The sequence below is a fragment of the Arthrobacter sp. T2-23 genome (genome assembly GCF_055398325.1).
The window spans coordinates 3,089,763-3,107,821 of sequence record NZ_AP027917.1 but is presented as its reverse complement, the minus strand read 5'-3'; the positions used below and the strand labels follow the sequence as shown (position 1 = coordinate 3,107,821).

The following is an 18,059-nucleotide window of genomic DNA, read 5'->3' as shown; positions in this document are numbered from 1 at the left end:
CCTTAGAGCAGCTTCTGCGCGGCCAGGAACTCGACCAGCTGGATGCCGGCGTCGCCCTCGTCGGTGATGATGGTGCCGGCGGTCCGCGGCGGTCGGACGTCGGCGGTTTCGACCGCGGTCCAGGACCCGGCCAGCCCCACCGAGGAGGCATCGACGCCGATATCGGCCAAGCTCAGGGTGGTGATGGTCTTCTTCTTGGCCGCCATGATGCCCTTGAAATTCGGGTAGCGGGGTTCGTTGATCTGGTCGGTCACGGAGACGAGTGCCGGGAGGGTGGCCTCCACGGTGTCCGCATGCGAGTCCCCGTCGCGGCGGGCGGTGAGCTTGCCGCCGTCGAGTTCAAGCGAGGACGCGAAGGTGACCTGCGGCAGGCCGAGGCGTTCGGCCAGCTGGGCCGGAACCAGGGAGGTCTCGCCGTCTGTGGAGGCCATGCCGGTCAGGACCAGGTCGGCGGGGACATCGGTGCCGAGGTGCCGGATCGCGGCCGCCAGGGCCAGTGAGGTGGCCGCCGCGTCCGAGCCGGCGAGCGCGTCGTCGCTGAGGTGGACGCCTTCGGTGGCGCCGATCTGGAGCGACTTCTTGACGGCGTTGACGGCACCGGCCGGGCCCATGCTCAGGGCAATGACCTTGTTGCCGGCCGCCTCGCCGCCGCGGGCCTCGATCAGCTGCAGGGCGGCCTCGAGGGCGTATTCGTCCAGCTCCGACAGGATGCTCTCGGAGCGGTCGGTCGTGTTGTCCCCGCCGCTGAGGTGGCGGTCGAACTGCGCGTCCGGTACGTGCTTGACCAGCACGATGATCTTCAGGGTCTCTTCCACTGTGTTTACAGCAGCCTTCCATGCGGGTGGGCGGCCAGCCGGGTGGGGTCGTGGCCAGGGCGCGCGGCCGGGGGCGCCGCGGTTTCTCCTAGCTAACCATATAGCGCGGGGACGGCGCGGCCCGGGTTAACGCCTGTGTCAGGGCCCTGCCGGCCCGACGGCGCGGCACCGGCGCGCGCCCACCAAAACGGAGGAAAGGGCCGGTTAAAGCACTGCCGGCCAGCACCCCCAAGGTGCCGGCCGGCGTCGCTTTCGGTAGTGCACTGATGCACCCCTGCCTAGTACAGCCCTGCCGGTTACTGTTCTGCCGCGGCCCCGAGGGTCACGTCGAGTTCCTTCGCCTGGCCGCCCCGCAGGACCGTCACCTTCACCGATGCGCCGGCGGCCTGTTCCCGTACTGCGGCCGTGAGCTGGTTTGGATCGCTGATGGAGAGGTCCTGGAACTTGGTGACGACGTCTCCCACCTTGATCCCGGCCTTGTCGGCGGCCGATCCCGGCTCGACCGTGGCCACGTCGGCGCCAACCGAGAAGCCGGAGGATGAACTGCCCGCCGCCTTGGACTTGACGCTGACGCCCAGCTGGCCGTGGCTGGCCTTGCCGTTGCTGATGATCTCCTGGGCCACCCGCTTGGCGTGGTTGATCGGGATGCTGAAGCCGACCCCGATGTTGCCGCTACTGCTGCCGCTCGCGTCTCCGCCGGCGGAAGCGATGGCGACGTTGACGCCGATGATTTCACCCTTGCTGTTGACCAGGGCGCCGCCGGAGTTGCCGGGGTTGATCGCGGCGTCGGTCTGGATGACGTTGATCGAGATGCTGCCCTGGTCGGTCGTGCTCGGTGCCTGTCCGCCGCCGGGAGGGGCGAACTGGAAGCCCTGGCTGCCGCCCTGGGAGTTGTCCGCGCCGTCCTTGGGCGCTGCCGAGGACGCGACGCTGATGGTGCGGTTGAGCGTCGAGACGATGCCGTCGGTGACGGTTCCGGTCAGGCCCAGCGGCGAGCCGATCGCGACGGCGGTGTCGCCGACGTTGAGCTTGCCCGAGTCGCCGAGGGTGGCCGGGACCAGCCCGGTCGGGTTGTCGATCTTGATCACGGCGAGGTCGGATAGCGGGTCTGTGCCGACGATCTTGGCCGTGAAGACCTTGCCGTCGCTGGTACGGACTTCGACGGCGGCCTTCGCGGTCTTGCCGTCCAGGGTGACGACGTGCGTATTGGTCAGCACGTGCCCCTCGCCGTCGAGGACGATGCCGGAGCCGGTTCCGCCGTTGCTCCCGCTCGTGGCCTTGATGGTCACGACGCTGGGCGAGGCCTTAACGGCCGCGGCGGTGATGGCGTTGACGTCGTCCTTGTTGTTGACGATCACGGTGCCTGGCTGGCCGGTGCTGCCGGTGGAAGTCAGCGGACGGTTCCCCAGCAGGGCGCTGCTGCCGGCCACGACGCCGCCGCCCACGAGCCCGGCGGCGAGGATGCTGGCGATGAGGGTGGGAACGCCGAAGGCGGCTTTGCGCTTCGGGGCGTTGCCCGGGTGTCCGAACGAGTTCTGGGTCCCCGGGCCGGTCGGCGGCTGGTTGCCGTACCCGCCGTAGGAGCCGGGGGTGTGGGCGTACGGTGCGGTGTTCGGGGCGCCGGGTTGGCCGTGTTCAGACTGGGTCGCCTGTGCACCGAACTGCTGGGTGTCGGTGTCTGCGTGCTGGCCGTAGGCCGGCGGACGCGGCGGGTACACGGGCCGGGGGGCGTCGTCCGCCGGCCGGTCCAGCCTCATGGTCGGGTTCTCGGGGGCTGAGTCCTCAGCGGGCGCGGCGTGCGGAGCCGCGGCAGCACCCTCGCCCGGCTCAAGCGGGTCCCGGTTCTTCATCGATGGATCCGGTGACGCGCCCTGCATTGGGTTCTCAGTCATGGGACTTCCTTTCATCCTCGTCTGCAGATAAGTATGCTCGCCCAGACTGGTGCAAAAGCGAACATTTGCTGGGAGGTTCCTGAACGCCGACCCCGTGGTGGGAGGCCTTGTGAATTGCCGTCCCGCTGGGTTCAGCGCGTTTCGCTGGTGGCATATTCCCCGCGGTGGACGCCCTCTGGGGTGCACCATAGAATCAAATGGAATTGCCACAGCGACCTGCGGCTTTACACCTGCGTGGGGGCGCTGCTGCGTTCTGAGACGACCGGTTCGGCCCGATCCGGTCACAGAAGTGCTGAAGGGTTGCACATGCGGTCAATGATGAAACGATTCCTCGCCGTTCTCGGCGTCGCCGGACTGCTGGCCCTCCCCGCCGCTCCCGCGCTCGCCGAAGACCCGGTGGCCATCCCTTCCGGACAGAACATCGTGGACAGCGGCAACGTGCTGGGCAGCCGCAAGGGCGAGGTCCAGGACGCTATCCAGAAGCTCCTGAAGGACCACAAGTACAACCTGTATGTGGTCACCGTGAAGACTTTCGAGAATCCGGCCGATCCGAAATCGTGGTCGCAGGCTGTCGCCACAAAGAAGGGCATGGGCCGGGCCGACGTCATCCTTGCCATGTCCGACGACGGCAAGTACTACTTCTCCCCCAACTCGGCCAGCGCCATCTACTCCAAGACCAGCGCCATCAGCCAGAATGCGATCGTCGCCAACCTGGCCGGGGGCAAGCGTGACTTTGCCCAGGCCGCGATCGACACCGCCGCCGCAGTCGGCGACGCCGCCGGCGGCGGCAGCGGATCGGTCCCCTCGGGGGCCAACGCCGGGAACGGCGTGTTGGTCGGCGTCGGCGTCGTGGCCGCCGGCGGTGTGGGAACCTACCTTTACCTCCGCAACCGGCGCAAGAAGGCAGCCGTGGGTGGGGGCACCGCCTACGGCCCGCAGGGTGCCGACCTGGACCCGCTGGCCGGACTGAGCGTCGAAGAACTGCGCCGCAAGAGCGGCTCGCTGCTGATCGAGGCGGACGACGCCATCAAGTCCAGCGAGCAGGAGCTTGGCTTCGCCCAGGCGCAATACGGCGATGCCGCAGTCGGGAACTTTACTAAGGCACTGCAGGACGCCAAGGCCCACATGTCCGAATCGTTCAAACTGCAGCAGCAGCTCGATGACCACATCCCGGACACCGAGGAGCAGCAGCGGACCTGGCTCGGCGAGATCATCCGCCGGTCCGAGGCTGCGCTGTCTTCCCTCCAGGAGCAGAAAGCGGACTTCGACTCCCTGCGGGAGCTTGAGAAGAACGCCCCGCAGGCGCTGGCTGCCGTCGGCGCCGGCGCCACGGAAGCCCAGGCCAAAATCGCCGCCGCAGAGGAGTCCCTGACCGGTCTCCGGGCGAAATACGCCGATACCGCACTGACGCAGGTGGCGGACAACATCGGCCAGGCCAAGGAACGGCTGGCTTTTGTCCAGAACGCCTCCGCCACGGCCCAGGAGAAGCTCAGCGCCGGCGAGGGCAGCCTCGCCGCTGTCGCGGTCCGGGCCGCGGAGGAGAGCCTGCACCAGACCAACGTGCTGCTCGGCGCCATCACCAAGGTGGCGGCGAACCTCGACGAAGCCCGTAACGGGCTGGAAACCGCGGTCGTCGACACCTCCCAGGACCTGGCCCAGGCGCGGGCGATGATCCAGTCCGGTGCGCACCCGGAATTGGCCGGCCCAGTGGCCGGGGTGGAGGCCGCGCTGGCCCAGGTCAAAGCCGAGATCCAGGGCGGCAAAATCGACCCCATCACCACCCTGGCGCGTGTGGAGAGTGCCCACCAGTCCCTCGATGCGGCCCTCACCGGCATCCGTGACCAGCAGGAACAAGCCCGCCGGGCGCAGGCCTCGCTGCAGCAGAGCATCATGTCCGCCCAGGCGCAGATCAGCGCCACCTCGGACTACATCACCGCCCGCCGCGGCGGCGTGGGCACCGAGGCGCGCACCCGGCTCGCCGAGGCGCAGCGCAACCTCGACTACGCCCTGTCCATCTCGCGCACCGACCCGGTAACCGCCCTGCAGTACGCCCAGCAGGCGCATTCGCTCGCCGCGCAGGCGGCCCAACAGGCCCAGGCCGATGTGGACCAGTTCGGCGGCTACGCCAACCAGGGGTACGGCCGCGGCGGAATGTTCGGCGGCGGCGGTGGCGGCGGCCTCGGCGGCGCCATCCTCGGCGGCATCCTGATCAACTCCATCCTCCATGGCGGCGGTGGCGGTGGCTGGGGCGGTGGCGGCGGCTGGGGCGGCGATTCCGGCGGCGGCTGGGGCGGAGGCGGCGGCGACTTTGGCGGCGGCGGCGATTTCGGCGGCGGGGACTCCGGAAGTTTCTAGCAGGCCGGTGAAAGACTAGGCGCCGGCGGACTCGTTCCGGCCGGCGGGTAGAAGCGGTACATTCACTGTTCACCGAATCCAGTGGCCACCACTGGGTAGGACGAAAGGCAACACCATGGTTAAGCAGTCCATTTTCGGCCGTATGGCGCAGTTGGCGAAGGCGAACATCAATTCCCTGCTGGACCAGGCCGAGGATCCGCAGAAGATGCTGGACCAGATGGTCCGCGACTACACGAACAACATCGCCGAGGCCGAATCGGCCGTCGCCCAGACCATCGGCAACCTGCGTATGCTCCAGGACGACTACAACGAGGACATCAAGAACGCCCAGGACTGGGGCAACAAGGCCCTCGCCGCATCCCGCAAGGCCGACGAGTACCGCGCCAACGGCGACACGGTGGACGCGGAGAAGTTCGACAACCTCGCCAAGGTGGCCCTGCAGCGCCAAATGACGGCGGAGAACGAGGCGAAGTCGGCTGGGCCGAGCATCGCCTCCCAGTCCGAGGTCGTGGACAAGCTCAAGCACGGCCTGGACCAGATGAAGGGCAAGCTCAACGAGCTCACCAGCAAGCGCAACGAACTCGTGGCCCGATCCAAGACGGTCGCCGCGCAGACCCAGGTGCACGACGCCCTCAAGAGCATCGATATCATGGATCCGACCTCCGAGGTGGGCCGCTTCGAAGAGAAGATCCGCCGCGAGGAGGCCAAGGTCCGCGGCCAGCAGGAACTGGCCGCGTCCAGCCTGGACGCCCAGTTCAACTCCCTGGAGGACCTCGGCGAACAGACCGAAATCGAGGCGCGCCTGGCAGCGCTCAAGTCCGGCAGCCGAACCCAGGCCCTCGGCGCCGGCAACGGTTCGACCACCGGCAGCACGGTGGAGGAAGCAGACTTCGACAAGCTTTAACGCCCCGAGGGCGAGGCCGGGCACCGATGGTGCCCGGTCTTTTCCATGTCCCGGGGCGCATGACCGGGCCGCCGCCGATCCAGTAGCGTGGAGAAATGTCTTCGACCCTTGTGTGGCTCCGCGATGATCTCCGCCTTGATGACAACCCCGCCGTGGCGGAGGCAGCGTCGCTGGGCGAACCCCTCACAGTTGTTTACGTGCTGGACGAGGCGTCACCGGGCGTGCGTCCCCTGGGCGGCGCCGCAAAGTGGTGGCTGCACCACTCGCTGGTGTCCCTCGCCGCGGACCTTGAGGCCGCCGGTTCCCGCCTGCTACTGCGCAGCGGACCGGCGGAGCGGGTCATCCGTCAGGTGGCAGAGGAAACCGGCGCCACCCGGCTGCTCTGGAACCGCCGCTACGGGGGCCCCGAACGCGCCGTAGACTCCGGCCTCAAGGAGTGGGCGGCCGGGCAGGACATCAGCGCCACCAGTTTCCAGGCCAGCCTCATGTTCGAGCCCTGGACGGTGCGCACCGGCTCCGGCGGGCCTTACAAAGTCTTCACGCCGTTCTGGAAGGCCTGCCTAGACGCACCGGAGCCACGGCAGCCCTTGGACGCCCCGGACCAGCTTCCGGCGCCGGCGCAGAACGGCTCCGGTGAACTGCCCGCCGGTGAGGCGCTGGACGCCTGGGCCCTGCTCCCCCACCGTCCGGACTGGAGCGCCGGGCTTGCCGCGGAATGGACCCCGGGCGAGGCAGGGGCCCACCGCCGCCTGGCGGACTTCCTGGACGGTCCCGCGGCCGACTACGGCACCGGACGGGACGTCCCCGGTATGGAAGGCACCAGCAGGCTTTCCCCCCACCTGCGCTTCGGCGAAATCAGTCCGTTCCGGGTCTGGCACGCGCTCAGGGAACGCTTCCCGCACGGCGCCCCCGCCGACGTCGGGGTCTTCCGTTCCGAACTAGGCTGGCGGGAATTCTGCTGGCAGTTGCTCTACGAGAACCCGCAGTTGGCCACCCGCAACTACCGCCCGGAATTTGACCGCTTCGCCTGGCAGACGCCGTCGGACGCCGAGCTGGAGGCCTGGCAGCAGGGCCGCACCGGCTATCCGCTGGTGGATGCGGGGATGCGCCAGCTGTGGCAGACCGGCTGGATGCACAACCGCGTGCGGATGGCGGCGGCGTCGTTCCTGGTCAAGAACCTGCTGGCCGACTGGCGGCTGGGTGAGGCCTGGTTCTGGGACACGCTCGTGGATGCCGATGCCGCGAGCAACCCCGCCAACTGGCAGTGGGTGGCCGGCTCGGGTGCGGACGCCTCGCCGTACTTCCGTATCTTCAACCCGGTCACGCAGAGCAAGAAGTTCGACGCCGCCGGCCGTTACCTGCGGGAGTTTGTTCCGGAGCTGGCGAAGCTGGGCGACAAGGCAGTGCATGAACCGTGGAAGGCCGACGGCGCGGCCGCGGGCTACCCGGCGCCGATCGTGGGCCTGCCCGAATCCCGCGCCCGGGCGCTGGAGACGTACCAGCGGCTCAAGGACGGCTAGGAACCACCACACGTTCAGGGAAACAACGAAGGCCCGGATCTGCTGATCCGAGCCTTCGCCTTACTGCCATTGGTTGCGGGGACAGGATTTGAACCTGTGACCTCTGGGTTATGAGCCCAGCGAGCTACCGAACTGCTCCACCCCGCGTCGCTTGATCAACAATACCCTACTTTGGCTGCTGCCCCCGACCACGGTCCCGCACCTCCCCTGCCAGGGCCGGTTAAAGCAAAAAGTCCGGAACACTTTCCAGTGTTCCGGACTTCTTCTCAGTTGCGGGGACAGGATTTGAACCTGTGACCTCTGGGTTATGAGCCCAGCGAGCTACCGAACTGCTCCACCCCGCGTCGCAAGATCAACTTTACCTGCCGGTGAACGGGAGGCCAAATCGGGGCGGCGTGATGTGCGTCCCACCCGGCTGTGGAGCCCGGCGCCGCGACCGCCCCGGGCAACGCAAAAGGCCGGATTCCCCGCTCCAGCGGAACGGGAAATCCGGCCTTCGGCTGCCGTCTTGCTGCCGCCTACTTGCTCGGCGACGGCGACGCCGACGGCGACGCGCTGCCGCTCGGTGACGGTGTGGCCGAGGGGGCGGGCGCCGGCGTCGTGGTGGTGATCTTGGCTTCGGCGTCGATGGCCCGCTGCAGGGCAGCGGAGAGCTTCTTCTGCTGCTCGCCATAGGCGGCGAAGTCGCCCTTGGCCAGGGCCTCCTGGCCGGCCTTGATCGCTCCGTTGGCGTCGTCCAGGGCGGCCTTCAGCTCCGCCTTGGCGTCGGTGCCGCCGGTGGCGGGCGGGGTGGTCCCCGGCGCCGGGGTGGGGGGCGTCTGGCCGTTGTTGGCCGCGTCGCCGGCGGTGGCACCGGACCGGCCGCCGAACAGCTGGTTCAGCGCCTCGTCCAGTGTCGGCGCGAAGCCGATCTTGTCACCGAAGGCTACCAGCACGCGTTGCAGCGTCGGGTACGAGGTCTCGCCGGTCGACTTCAAGTAGACCGGTTGGACGTAGAGCAGGCCGCCGCCCACCGGCAGCGTCAGCAGGTTGCCGTTGAGCACCGCCGAGGCACCCTGCCGCAGCAGGTTCAGCGCCTGGGACACGGTGGGATCGGAGTTGAACTTGTTCTGCGCCTGGCCGGGGCCGGGGACGTTGGCCTCGGGCGGGATCTGCAGCAGCCGCAACTGGCCGTAGCTGTCCGCTTTCACGCCCTTCTGGTTGCCTGCGTCCGAGTCCGCGGCCAGGAAGCCGTAGAGGACGTTGCGGGCATTCCCGTTGACCACCTGCGGGATGAACGAGGAGGTCAGCTGGAAGGCCGGCTTGTCCTGGTCGGGCATCTGCAGCGACATGTAGAACGGCGGCTGCTTGACCCCCTCTTCCTTGACGGTCGGGTCGTTCGGCACGCTCCAGGCGTCGTTGTTGGTGAAGAAGTTGTCCGCGTTGGTCACATGGTAGCGGCCCAGGAGTTCACGCTGGACCTTGAACAGGTCCTCCGGGTACCGGACATGGCTCATCAGGGCCCCGGACATCTCTGAGAAGGGCTTCAGCGACGTCGGGAACACCTTCTGCCAGGCTTTCAGGACCGGATCCTTGTCATCCCACGCGTAGAGCGTGACGGAACCGTCGTAGGCGTCCACGGTGGCCTTGACCGAGTTGCGGATGTAGTTGACGGAGTTGCTCGGCAACGCGGCGGTTCGGCCCGCCGAGGTCTGCGAATCCCTCGTGGCGTCCGAGAGCTGCTCCTGCTGCGAGTACGGGAAATAAGGGCTCGTGGTGTAGCCGTCCACGATCCACTTCACCCTGCCGTCGACGACGGCGGGATAGGCGTTGCCATCCACGGTCAGATACGGCGCAACCTTTTCGACGCGGTCCTTGGGGCTCCGGTCGTAGAGGATCTGCGATTCGGCGTTGACGCCGTCGGAGAGCAGCAGGTCCGAGGACTGGAACTTGATCGCGTAGAGGATCTTGTTGAAGAAGTTCCCGACGTTCGGGCCGCCGTTGCCGGTGAAGGTGTACTGGGTGCCGGCGTCGCCTTCCTTGGCCGCCGGGCGGTCCTGCTCGCGGTGCGCGGCGCCTTCCGGGGCGCCGACAATCGAGTAGTCCGGAGAGTTTTCGCCGAAGTAGATCCGCGGCTGGTAGGTGGTGTCGGTGCCCAGCACGCCGGTGGACGGGATGCCGGACTGCAGGAATTCGGGCTTGCCGTCCGCGGTGAACTTGTTGCCCTTCGCCGCGACCACCCCGTAGCCGTGGGTGTAGACCACGTGCCGGTTCAGCCAGGACTGCTGGTTGGTGGCGAGACCGCCCGGGTTCAGCTCGCGCACCGCGATCACGGTGTCCTGGATCTTGCCGTTCACCTCGTAACGATCCACATTCAGCGTGCTCGGGAACTGGTAGTACGGCCGGTACTGCTCGAGTTGCGAGAACGCGTCCGAGATCAGGTTCGGGTCCAGCAGCCGGATATTGGCAGTGGTCTGCGCGTCCGGGGCCAGGGCGCCGGTGGTGGCGTTTGTGGTCGCCTCGTAGCGCTTCTCCTGGATCTTATCCAGGCCGTAGGCGGCACGGGTCATGGCGATGTTCCGCTTGATGTATTCGTTCTCAAGGGTCTGCTCCGAGGGGCGGACCTGGAACTGCTGGATCACCCAGGGGTAGACGCCGCCGGCCAGGATCGAGGTGATGACCAGCATGGCGGTGCCGATGACCGGCAGCCGCCACTTCCCGATCACGGCAGCCACAATGAACAACACAGCAACGAGGGCCGCGGCGACGGCGAGGATGGCCTTGGTGGGGATCACCGCGTTCACGTCGGTGTACAGCGCGCCGGCCCAGCGGCCGCCGTTGTTGAGCACGGCGGAATAGCGGTCCAGCCAGAAGTTGGCGCCGAGCAGCAGCAGGAATGCGGCGCCGGTGACCGCCAGGTGGATCTGGGCGGCGCGGCTGGTGAAGACGCCGCGCTCCATCAGCCGGATGCTGCCGTAAAGATAGTGCGTCAGGATCCCTGCGATGCCGGCCACGATGGCGACGCTGATCAGGAAGCCTGTGACGAAGCCCAGGAACGGCAGCGTCATGAGGTAGAAGCTGATGTCGAGGTTGAACTGTGGGTCGTTCTGGCCGAAGGACTCCTGGTTCAGGAACAAGAGCACCTTTTGCCACTGGCTGGCGGCCGCGCTGCCGGCAAAGAGGCCGAACAGGACCGGCAGGCCGATCATGACCACACGGCGGATCGGCTCAAGCTGGGCCTGGTAGCGGTTGAGGTTGTCCCGGACGTCCGAGTCGGGGGCGTAGACCGGACGGGACGTGTAGGCGATCCGGATCGCGAAGAACATCGCGGCGAACATGGCGGCGAATCCGGTCAGGAAGATGGTGATCCGCGCGAGGTTCTCCGTCAGGAAGACTTCGAAGTAGCCCAACTGCCGGTACCAGAGGACGTCCGTCCAGACATTAGCGAAGAAGATGAAGCCGACCACGATGAGTGCGACAACAATCAGGGTGGGCGTCAGGGCGCCTCGCCGTTGCTGTGGCCTTCCGGGTGGGACGGTGCTGGGACGGGACAAACTCGGTACCTCATAGCTGGTCGTCAGTGCTGGATTGAGTCATTAGTGCCACGAGTGGCAATGGAGCTTAGTTCCGGGGTCAGTCTAGTTGCTGGTGCAGGTGGGAAGTCCCGATATGTCGCCGTCGGCCGCGGACAGTTCAACAGCGTGCCGCGCCTCGGCAAGGTTCTCCACCTTGACGACCTGCAGGCCCGCGGGAACGTGGCCCACGACGTCGTCGCAGTTGGCCGCCGGGGCGAGGAACATGGTCGCGCCGCCCGCCTTGGCCCCGACCATCTTCTGGCCGATCCCGCCGATGGCCCCCACGGCGCCGTCGGGCGTGATGGTGCCGGTCCCGGCGATGTGTTTGCCGCCGGTCAGGTCACCGGGGGTCACGGTGTCCACGATGCCGAGCGCGAACATCATGCCGGCGCTCGGGCCGCCGACCTTGTCGAGGGAGATCTTGACGTCGAAGGGGAACTTGAACTTGTACTGCAGCGCGACGCCGAGCAGGTAGCGCCCGGCCTGGGATTTGTTCGGCGTGATCGTCAGCGGTTGCTGGCTGCCGTTGCGGTCGACGACGACCGTGACCGGCTTGCCGTTCCCCGCCGCGAGCTCGCTCTGGACAACGCTCAGGGCGGTGATCGGTTTGCCGTTGATCGAGACCAGGACGTCGCCTTCCTGGACTTTGCCCTTGGACGCCGAGCCGTCCGGAACCCCTGCCACCTGCAGCTTCTGCTCGAACGGGATGCCGAGTTCTTTCAGCGCCGCGGCGACGGCGTTCTCCTGCGACGTCGTCATGGCGACGGCGCTCTCCTGCTGGGATTGTTCCTTGGTGACGCCGCTCGGAAAGATCAGTTCCTCCGGGTAGACCGCTTTGGAGGCGTTGAGCCAGGCGTTGAGGGCTTCGAACGCGGTCACCGGGCCGTTGGGGCCGCCGTCGACGTACACGGTGGTGAGATCCAGGCTGCCCTTGGCCGGAAACGTCTCGTGCCCGGACACCGTGATGACCGGCTTGCCGTTGTCCGTGCCGAGCGTGTTGAAGGTCGGGCCGGGCGATTCGACCACATACGGGACGGGGAGGGTCATCGCGGCCAGGCCGAGTCCCAGCGCCAGCAGGCCGGAGACGAGCATGGTGGAGGAGCGGCGGTCCCCTCCCCCGCCACCGTCCTGGCGGGCCTTAGTGCCGTCGTCGTGGGGCGCGGCTTCGCCGTCGTGGGCGGCGGCTTCGCCGGGGGGCTGTGCGCCCTGGGTAAACGTCAATGAAGGACCTCTCCGTGCCGGCGCCTGGGCCACTTTCGGGGCCGGAATCTGGCGCTGCGGCTGCGGCCGAAACCGGCTCGGCAGCCTGCAAATATTCCAGCCTCTAACACTACGCGCTCGGGCACCCACGGGGCTCTTTGCCGACAGCGAACGGGGCCGGGTTTCGCAAGACAGCCGCTCACGCGGAGGGGTAGCGTGAACTTGAGCACCAGTCACACCGACGATCGGCGGGATCATGACCTCTAACCCACTCAATCCGTCCAACGGGGACGACGAACCCAAGGATCCGCTGGCAGAAATGCTGCAGAACCTGATGGGCGGCAAGGGCATGGGGGACATCGATCCGGCGGAGCTCGCCAAGGCCGCCGGACTGCCGGACGACCCGAACCTGCTGGCCCAGATGTTTTCCCAGGTGCAGGCCATGATGAGCGCGTCCTCGGACGGGCCCGTGAACTGGCAACTGGCCCATGAGAATGCCCGACGGGTGGCCGCCAGCGGTTCGGACCCGTCCGTCACCGCCGCTCAGTCCCGTGAGGTCGACGAAGCCCTGCGGCTTGCCGAACTGTGGCTGGACCAGGTCACCGAACTTCCCGCCACCGGACTGATCGGCCGGGCCTGGTCCCGCGCCGAATGGGTGGAGGAAACGCTCGGCACCTGGAAGCGGCTGACGGAACCGGTCGCCAACAGCATCGCCAACGCACTGTCTTCCGCCATGACCGAGCAGATGCCCGAGGAAATGAAGTCCATGATGGGCGGCGCCTCCTCGATGCTGCAGAACATGGGCGGGGCGATCTTCGGCATGCAGCTGGGCCAGGCGATCGGCGCCCTCTCCGCCGAAGTGGTCAGCTCCACCGACATCGGCGTGCCCCTTGCCGACCTGGAAATGGCGCTGCTGCCTGCCAACGTGGCGAAGTTCGGCGAGGGCCTCAGCCTGCCGGAGAACGACATCCGGCTCTTCCTTGCGGTCCGCGAAGCCGCCCACGCCCGGCTCTTCGTCCAGGTGCCATGGCTGCGAGGCCACCTGCTCGGTGCGATCGAGGCCTACGCCCGCGGCATCCACATCGACACCTCGAAGATCGAGGAGCTGGCCCGCGAGCTGGATCCGAGCAATCCGGAGGGCATCCAGGAAGCCCTGTCGCAGGGCGTCTTTATGCCGCAGCGGACCCCCGCCCAGGATCAGGCGCTGGAAAAGCTGGAGACGGCCCTGGCGCTCGTGGAGGGGTGGGTCGACGAGCTCACGGCCGCCGCCACCGAGAAGCTGCTGCCCTCCGCGGCGGCGCTGCGCGAGACCGTCCGGCGACGGCGTGCCACCGGCGGCCCGGCGGAACATGCGTTCTCGTCCCTCGTCGGCCTGGAACTGCGGCCCCGCCGGCTGCGCGAGGCCGCCACGCTGTGGGCCCAGCTTAAGGAAGAACGCGGCGTGGAGGGCCGGGACGCCATCTGGCAGCACCCCGACCTGTTGCCCACGGCGGAGGATCTGGATGACCCGAAGGGCTTCAGCGAACGCCGGAAGCTGGCCGAGGCCAGCGACACCGAAGTCGACGACGCCCTGCAGAAGCTGCTCAGCGGCGGGTTCGACACGGCGGCTCCCGACGCCGGATCGGACGGCACGGACGATTCCGGCCCCGCCACTGACGATTCCGGCGACGAACCGGGGGCCGGCGAGAACGGCGGCAACCCCAAGGCCTGACGGCGACTCAGCGGGCCGCGCCCTCGAGCTCGCCCGCTGCGTCGACGTCGTCGGCAGTGCCCTCGACGCCGTCGCCCTCCCCGGCCGGGAGGCCGCGGGCGGTGGCAAAGGACACACCTTCCAGGAAAGCCTTGGCACGTTCGGTTTCCGGGTAGGCCGCCAGCAGCCGCCAGAACGCCGCATTGTGGGCTGCCACCAGCAGGTGCGCCAGTTCGTGCAGCAGCACATAGTCGATGACCCACTGCGGCATCGGCTGAAGCTTGTGGGAGAGCCTGATGGTCCCCTCCGACGGCGTCGCCGAGCCCCAGCGGGACTTCTGGTTCGTCACCCAGCGGACCGAGGTCGGGACGGCCCGGCCGCCCAGATACCTGGCCGAGAGCTCCGCCGCGTGGGCCGCCAGCCCGGCGTCGCTGCCGGTGCGGCGCTTGCCCGCCGCCTTGTGGCCGCGGGTTCCCTGCAGGCGAAGCTTCTCCAGCATCCGGTGTACCCATTCTCGCTCCTGCGCGCCGCTGAAGTGCGCGGGGATAGCGACGACGGCGGTGCCGTTTTCCCAGAAGGCGGCCACGGTCCGGCGCCGGCGCGCCGAGCGGCGCACCTCCACGGGTGCGCCGTCCGCGGTGGTCAACGGCGTGTTGCTGCGGTTCACGGCACCGGCCATCAGAGCGTGGAACTTTCGACCAGGACCGCCAGCACGGTCTCGCCGTACTTTTCCAGCTTTGAGGCGCCCACCCCGGGCAGCTTGGCGAGCTCTTCCAGGGATTCCGGCCGCGCCTCGGCGATCGCGGTCAGGGTCGCGTCGGTGAACACCACAAAAGCGGGGACATCGGCCTCCAGGGCCACCGCCTTCCGCCACTGCCGCAGCGCGTCAAACGTCTGTTCCTCGTAAGTCGGCGGGCACTGGCTGCACCGGCCCACCTTGCGTTCGGCGCCTGAGGAGAGCATGCTGCCGCAGACCCGGCACGACGCCGGCGCTGCCGCCTTGCGGCGCGGCGCGGCCCCCTTGCCGCGGACGGAGGAGCTGGCCACCGAGTCGGGCCGCAGCCCGTCGAGGAAGCGCGAGGGTTTGCGGTTGGCCCGGCCGCCGGGGGTCCTGGCGGTGGACCAGGACAGGTACAGATGCTCCTTGGCGCGGGTGATGCCGACGTAGAGCAGGCGGCGTTCCTCATCCACCGCCTCGGGGGTGTCCGCAAAGGAGATCGGCATCAGGCCTTCACTCAGGCCGACCAGGAACACGGCTTCCCATTCCAGGCCCTTGGCCGCGTGCAGCGACGCCAGGGTCACGCCCTGGACGGTCGGGGCGTGCTGCGCCAGCGAGCGTTCCTGCAGTTCGTTCACGAAGTCCGCGAGGCTGAACTCCGCTCCCCTGCTGATGACCAGTTCGTCGGCGAGGGCCACCAGGGCGGCGAGGGATTCCCAGCGTTCCCGGAGGGCGCCTCCGCTGTGCGGCGCCGCGTCGGTGTAGCCGAGGGAGGACACGATGTCGCGGACCAGCTGGCCGAGGGGCTCGGGCGCGGCGGTTTCGGCGACCGCCCGGGTGGCGGCCCGCAGTTGCAGGATCGCGTCCCGGACTTCCTTGCGGGCGAAGAACCGTTCGCCGCCGCGCAGCTGGTAGCCGATGCCTGCCGAGGCGAGTGCCTGTTCGTAGGCCTCCGACTGGCCGTTCGTGCGGAACAAGACGGCGATCTGGCTCGCAGGCGTGCCCGCTTCGAGCAGCGCCCGGACCTTGACCGCCACGGTGGCGGCCTCGGCCTCGTCGTCGGAGCATTCGGTGAACTGCGGCACGGGTCCGGCGGGCCGCTGCGCCACCAGCTGCAGCGGCGCGGCCCAGGCGGCGTCTGCCACGGGGCCGCCGCTGCGGCGGCCGGCCAGCAGCTCGTTGGCCAGCTTCACCACCTGCGGGGTGGAACGGTAGTCCCGGATCAGCTTGACCACGGTGGCGTCCGGGTACTGGCCCTTGAAGCCGAGCAGGTGCTTGGGCGATGCGCCCGTGAAGGAGTAAATGGTCTGGCTGGCGTCGCCGACCACACAGAGGTCATCGCGGCCGCCCAGCCACAGTTCCAGGAGCCGCTGCTGCAGCGGCGAAACGTCCTGGTATTCGTCCACCACGAAGTGCCGGTACTGCTCCCGCACGGTGGCGGCGACCTTGGGGTCCTCCTGCAGGATGCCCACGGTGATCAGCAGCACGTCTTCGAAGTCGATGACGTTCCGGTCCGTCTTGACGTCCTCGTAGGACTGGAACACCCGGGCGACGGCGGTCAGGTCGAACCCGCCCGGGGTGCCGCGGCCCTGGGCTTTTTCCAGGTAGTTGGCCGGGGTGAGCATGGACACCTTGGCCCACTCGATTTCGGAGGCAAGATCCCGGATGGAGGCCCGGTCGGTGCTGAGCCGCAGCCGGCGGGCGGCCTCGGCGATCATTTGGGCCTTGTGGTCGAGCAGGTTCGGCAGTGCGCCGCCGACGGCCTGGGGCCAGAAGAACTGGAGCTGGCGCAGCGCAGCTGCGTGGAAGGTGCGGGCCTGCACGCTGCCGACGCCCAGGTCGCGGAGCCTGCTGCGCATTTCGGCGGCGGCCCGTGCGGTGAAGGTGACGGCCAGCAGCCGCTGCGGGCTGTACACCCCCGAGTGCACCCCATACGCGATGCGGTGCGTGATGGCACGGGTCTTGCCGGTGCCGGCGCCCGCGAGCACGCACATGGGGCCGTTCAGGGTGCTGGCCACTTCGCGTTGTTCGGCGTCCAGGCCGCCCAGGATCCGTTCCTCGAGGGATCGGGTGTCCGGTGCGGGCGGTTCGCCGGCCGGCATGCCGGATTCGGGTTGTCCGGCCGGGAAGGCGCTGGACTGGAAGATATCTGTGTTCACTTCTGCTGCTCAGTCGTTGGAGGGTCTGCGTCGGAGGCGCCGCAGTGCGGAACGGGCGGGCGCGGCGGTCCCGCGATGCGTTGTCACGGGGACGTCATGCGTCGTCCGTGCGGTCCTGGATGACGCCGCCGTACCAGTGCTCGATCAGGGCGCGGGCGATCGAGAGCCTGCTGGAGATGACGATTTCGCCGCTCAGCACCGCTTCCTGCAGCTCGGAGCGGCTGAACCACCGTGCCCGGGTGACCTCGACGCCGTCGGGCGTGGCCTCGGTGTCCGCCGTCGTCGCCGTGAAGCCGAGCATGAGCGAGGCCGGGAAGGGCCAGGACTGGGAGCCGAGGTACTGCGACGCGGTGACACGCACGCCCACCTCCTCGCCGATTTCGCGGATGACGGCCTGTTCGAGGGATTCGCCGGGCTCGACGAAGCCGGCCAGGGTGGAGTAGGTCCGCGAATCAAGCGGGCCCCCGCCGCCCAGCAGCAGCCGGTCGTCCGGGCCGACGACGGTGACGATGATGGCCGGGTCCGTGCGGGGGTAGTGCTCGGAGTTGTCCGAGTGGCAGCGCCGGACCCAGCCGCCGGCTTCCGGCACGGTCGCGGCGCCGCAACGCGGGCAGTGGGTGTGGGTGGCGTGCCAGTTGGCGATGGCGCTGGCCTCGATGAACAGGGCGGTGTCGGTGGGGTCCAGCTGGGCCGCCACCTCGCGGAAGCCCGCCCACTGGGCCCCTGCCGGGATGCCCTCGACGTGCTCCTCGAAGGGCTCGGCCCGGACCTCGAACTGTTCGGGAAGGATGAACAGCACGTACTGCGTTCCGGCGGCCGTGGAGGCCCCGGAAAGGGCCGAGCCCAGGTAGATCACGTGTTCCGGCGCGTGCTCGGTTCCTCGAAGCCGCGCGGCGAGGCCGGCTGCGTCCAGGAAGACGAGGCCTTCGCCGCTGACCAGGGCCTGGCGCCGCGAGAGAAGCATCGCCTGCACACCGCCGGTACGCAGCAGGTCCGCCAGCATGTCCGGTTTTAGCCTGGCCGCGGAACCGCGGTCGATCAGCGCGGGGCGGACCGGAAGAACGGTGTCCCGCAGCCGGTTCGCGGGCGGGCTCTCGATAGCGGCGTGGGCCGCCGCGGCTCGGGCAATGTTTTCGGTAGTTGGCCCGGCAGTTTGGCCGGTACTTTGGCCGGTACTTGGGCCGGGACCGGACTCCGGTGACTCCGCAAGACTCATGTACCCACCGTACCGACCCCCGCCGACAATTGACAT

11 protein-coding genes and 2 tRNA genes are annotated in these 18,059 nt (G+C 68.5%); 4 read left to right on the top strand and 9 right to left on the bottom strand.

Translation table 11 applies throughout. The annotated features are described in order from the left end of the window. Nucleotides 1-2: 2 nt before the first annotated feature. A complete protein-coding gene (locus ACZ5Z0_RS14525; RefSeq protein WP_464110796.1) occupies nucleotides 3-803 on the bottom strand; it encodes an electron transfer flavoprotein subunit beta/FixA family protein in 801 nt (266 codons plus the stop codon). 308 nt (nucleotides 804-1,111) lie between these two features. Continuing rightward, nucleotides 1,112-2,707 (bottom strand): S1C family serine protease, encoded by a 1,596-nt coding sequence (locus ACZ5Z0_RS14520; RefSeq protein WP_464109031.1) that lies wholly within the window; start codon nucleotides 2,705-2,707, stop codon nucleotides 1,112-1,114. Nucleotides 2,708-3,013: 306 nt separating this feature from the next. Between ACZ5Z0_RS14520 and ACZ5Z0_RS14515 the strand changes: the two genes are divergently transcribed. The 3 genes from ACZ5Z0_RS14515 to ACZ5Z0_RS14505 all read left to right on the top strand — a co-directional run bounded on the left by ACZ5Z0_RS14515 (nucleotide 3,014) and on the right by ACZ5Z0_RS14505 (nucleotide 7,486). Continuing rightward, a complete protein-coding gene (locus tag ACZ5Z0_RS14515; protein WP_464109030.1) occupies nucleotides 3,014-5,062 on the top strand; it encodes a TPM domain-containing protein in 2,049 nt (682 codons plus the stop codon). Nucleotides 5,063-5,177: 115 nt separating this feature from the next. After that, on the top strand, nucleotides 5,178-5,966 hold the full coding sequence (locus tag ACZ5Z0_RS14510) for a PspA/IM30 family protein (protein ID WP_464109029.1): 789 nt from the start codon (nucleotides 5,178-5,180) through the stop codon (nucleotides 5,964-5,966). Between the two features lie 95 nt (nucleotides 5,967-6,061). After that, entirely contained in the window at nucleotides 6,062-7,486 is a 1,425-nt protein-coding gene (locus ACZ5Z0_RS14505; RefSeq protein ID WP_464109028.1) for a cryptochrome/photolyase family protein, read from the top strand. Nucleotides 7,487-7,556: 70 nt separating this feature from the next. Here the strand turns inward: ACZ5Z0_RS14505 and ACZ5Z0_RS14500 are convergent. From ACZ5Z0_RS14500 to ACZ5Z0_RS14485, 4 genes are all read right to left on the bottom strand, one after another. Continuing rightward, nucleotides 7,557-7,633 (bottom strand) — tRNA-Met (locus tag ACZ5Z0_RS14500). Between the two features lie 123 nt (nucleotides 7,634-7,756). Further along, nucleotides 7,757-7,830: transfer RNA gene (locus ACZ5Z0_RS14495), tRNA-Met, on the bottom strand. Between the two features lie 174 nt (nucleotides 7,831-8,004). Next, the gene (locus ACZ5Z0_RS14490; protein WP_464109027.1) at nucleotides 8,005-11,019 is read right to left on the bottom strand and encodes a UPF0182 family membrane protein; all 3,015 of its coding nucleotides are present in this window, start codon (nucleotides 11,017-11,019) and stop codon (nucleotides 8,005-8,007) included. Between the two features lie 84 nt (nucleotides 11,020-11,103). Beyond that, nucleotides 11,104-12,261 (bottom strand): YlbL family protein, encoded by a 1,158-nt coding sequence (locus tag ACZ5Z0_RS14485; RefSeq protein ID WP_464109026.1) that lies wholly within the window; start codon nucleotides 12,259-12,261, stop codon nucleotides 11,104-11,106. Nucleotides 12,262-12,496: 235 nt separating this feature from the next. Between ACZ5Z0_RS14485 and ACZ5Z0_RS14480 the strand changes: the two genes are divergently transcribed. Continuing rightward, on the top strand, nucleotides 12,497-13,951 hold the full coding sequence (locus tag ACZ5Z0_RS14480; RefSeq protein ID WP_464109025.1) for a zinc-dependent metalloprotease: 1,455 nt from the start codon (nucleotides 12,497-12,499) through the stop codon (nucleotides 13,949-13,951). Nucleotides 13,952-13,958: 7 nt separating this feature from the next. On the opposite strand, the gene ACZ5Z0_RS14475 is transcribed toward ACZ5Z0_RS14480, so the two are convergent. From ACZ5Z0_RS14475 to nudC, 3 genes are all read right to left on the bottom strand, one after another. After that, nucleotides 13,959-14,609, bottom strand: a complete 651-nt coding sequence (locus ACZ5Z0_RS14475) for a M48 metallopeptidase family protein (RefSeq protein WP_464109024.1) — start codon at nucleotides 14,607-14,609, stop codon at nucleotides 13,959-13,961. After that, nucleotides 14,609-16,750 carry an ATP-dependent DNA helicase UvrD2 gene (locus tag ACZ5Z0_RS14470; protein WP_464110795.1) on the bottom strand — a complete coding sequence of 714 codons (2,142 nt, stop codon included), beginning with the start codon at nucleotides 16,748-16,750 and terminating at the stop codon, nucleotides 14,609-14,611. The genes ACZ5Z0_RS14475 and ACZ5Z0_RS14470 overlap by 1 nt, the downstream gene beginning before the upstream one ends. A gap of 151 nt (nucleotides 16,751-16,901) precedes the next feature. Continuing rightward, on the bottom strand, nucleotides 16,902-18,023 hold the full coding sequence (gene nudC, locus ACZ5Z0_RS14465; protein ID WP_464109023.1) for an NAD(+) diphosphatase: 1,122 nt from the start codon (nucleotides 18,021-18,023) through the stop codon (nucleotides 16,902-16,904). Nucleotides 18,024-18,059 lie beyond the last annotated feature (36 nt).

Excerpts from the sequence above, each read along its gene's own strand:
- ACZ5Z0_RS14520 (WP_464109031.1), bottom strand. The coding sequence starts at position 2,707 with ATGACTGAGAACCCAATGCAGGGCGCGTCACCGGATCCATCGATGAAG.
- ACZ5Z0_RS14515 (WP_464109030.1), top strand. The coding sequence starts at position 3,014 with ATGCGGTCAATGATGAAACGATTCCTCGCCGTTCTCGGCGTCGCCGGA.
- ACZ5Z0_RS14510 (WP_464109029.1), top strand. The coding sequence starts at position 5,178 with ATGGTTAAGCAGTCCATTTTCGGCCGTATGGCGCAGTTGGCGAAGGCG.
- ACZ5Z0_RS14505 (WP_464109028.1), top strand. The coding sequence starts at position 6,062 with ATGTCTTCGACCCTTGTGTGGCTCCGCGATGATCTCCGCCTTGATGAC.
- ACZ5Z0_RS14480 (WP_464109025.1), top strand. The coding sequence starts at position 12,497 with ATGACCTCTAACCCACTCAATCCGTCCAACGGGGACGACGAACCCAAG.
- ACZ5Z0_RS14475 (WP_464109024.1), bottom strand. The coding sequence starts at position 14,609 with ATGGCCGGTGCCGTGAACCGCAGCAACACGCCGTTGACCACCGCGGAC.
- ACZ5Z0_RS14470 (WP_464110795.1), bottom strand. The coding sequence starts at position 16,750 with ATGCCGGCCGGCGAACCGCCCGCACCGGACACCCGATCCCTCGAGGAA.
- nudC (WP_464109023.1), bottom strand. The coding sequence starts at position 18,023 with ATGAGTCTTGCGGAGTCACCGGAGTCCGGTCCCGGCCCAAGTACCGGC.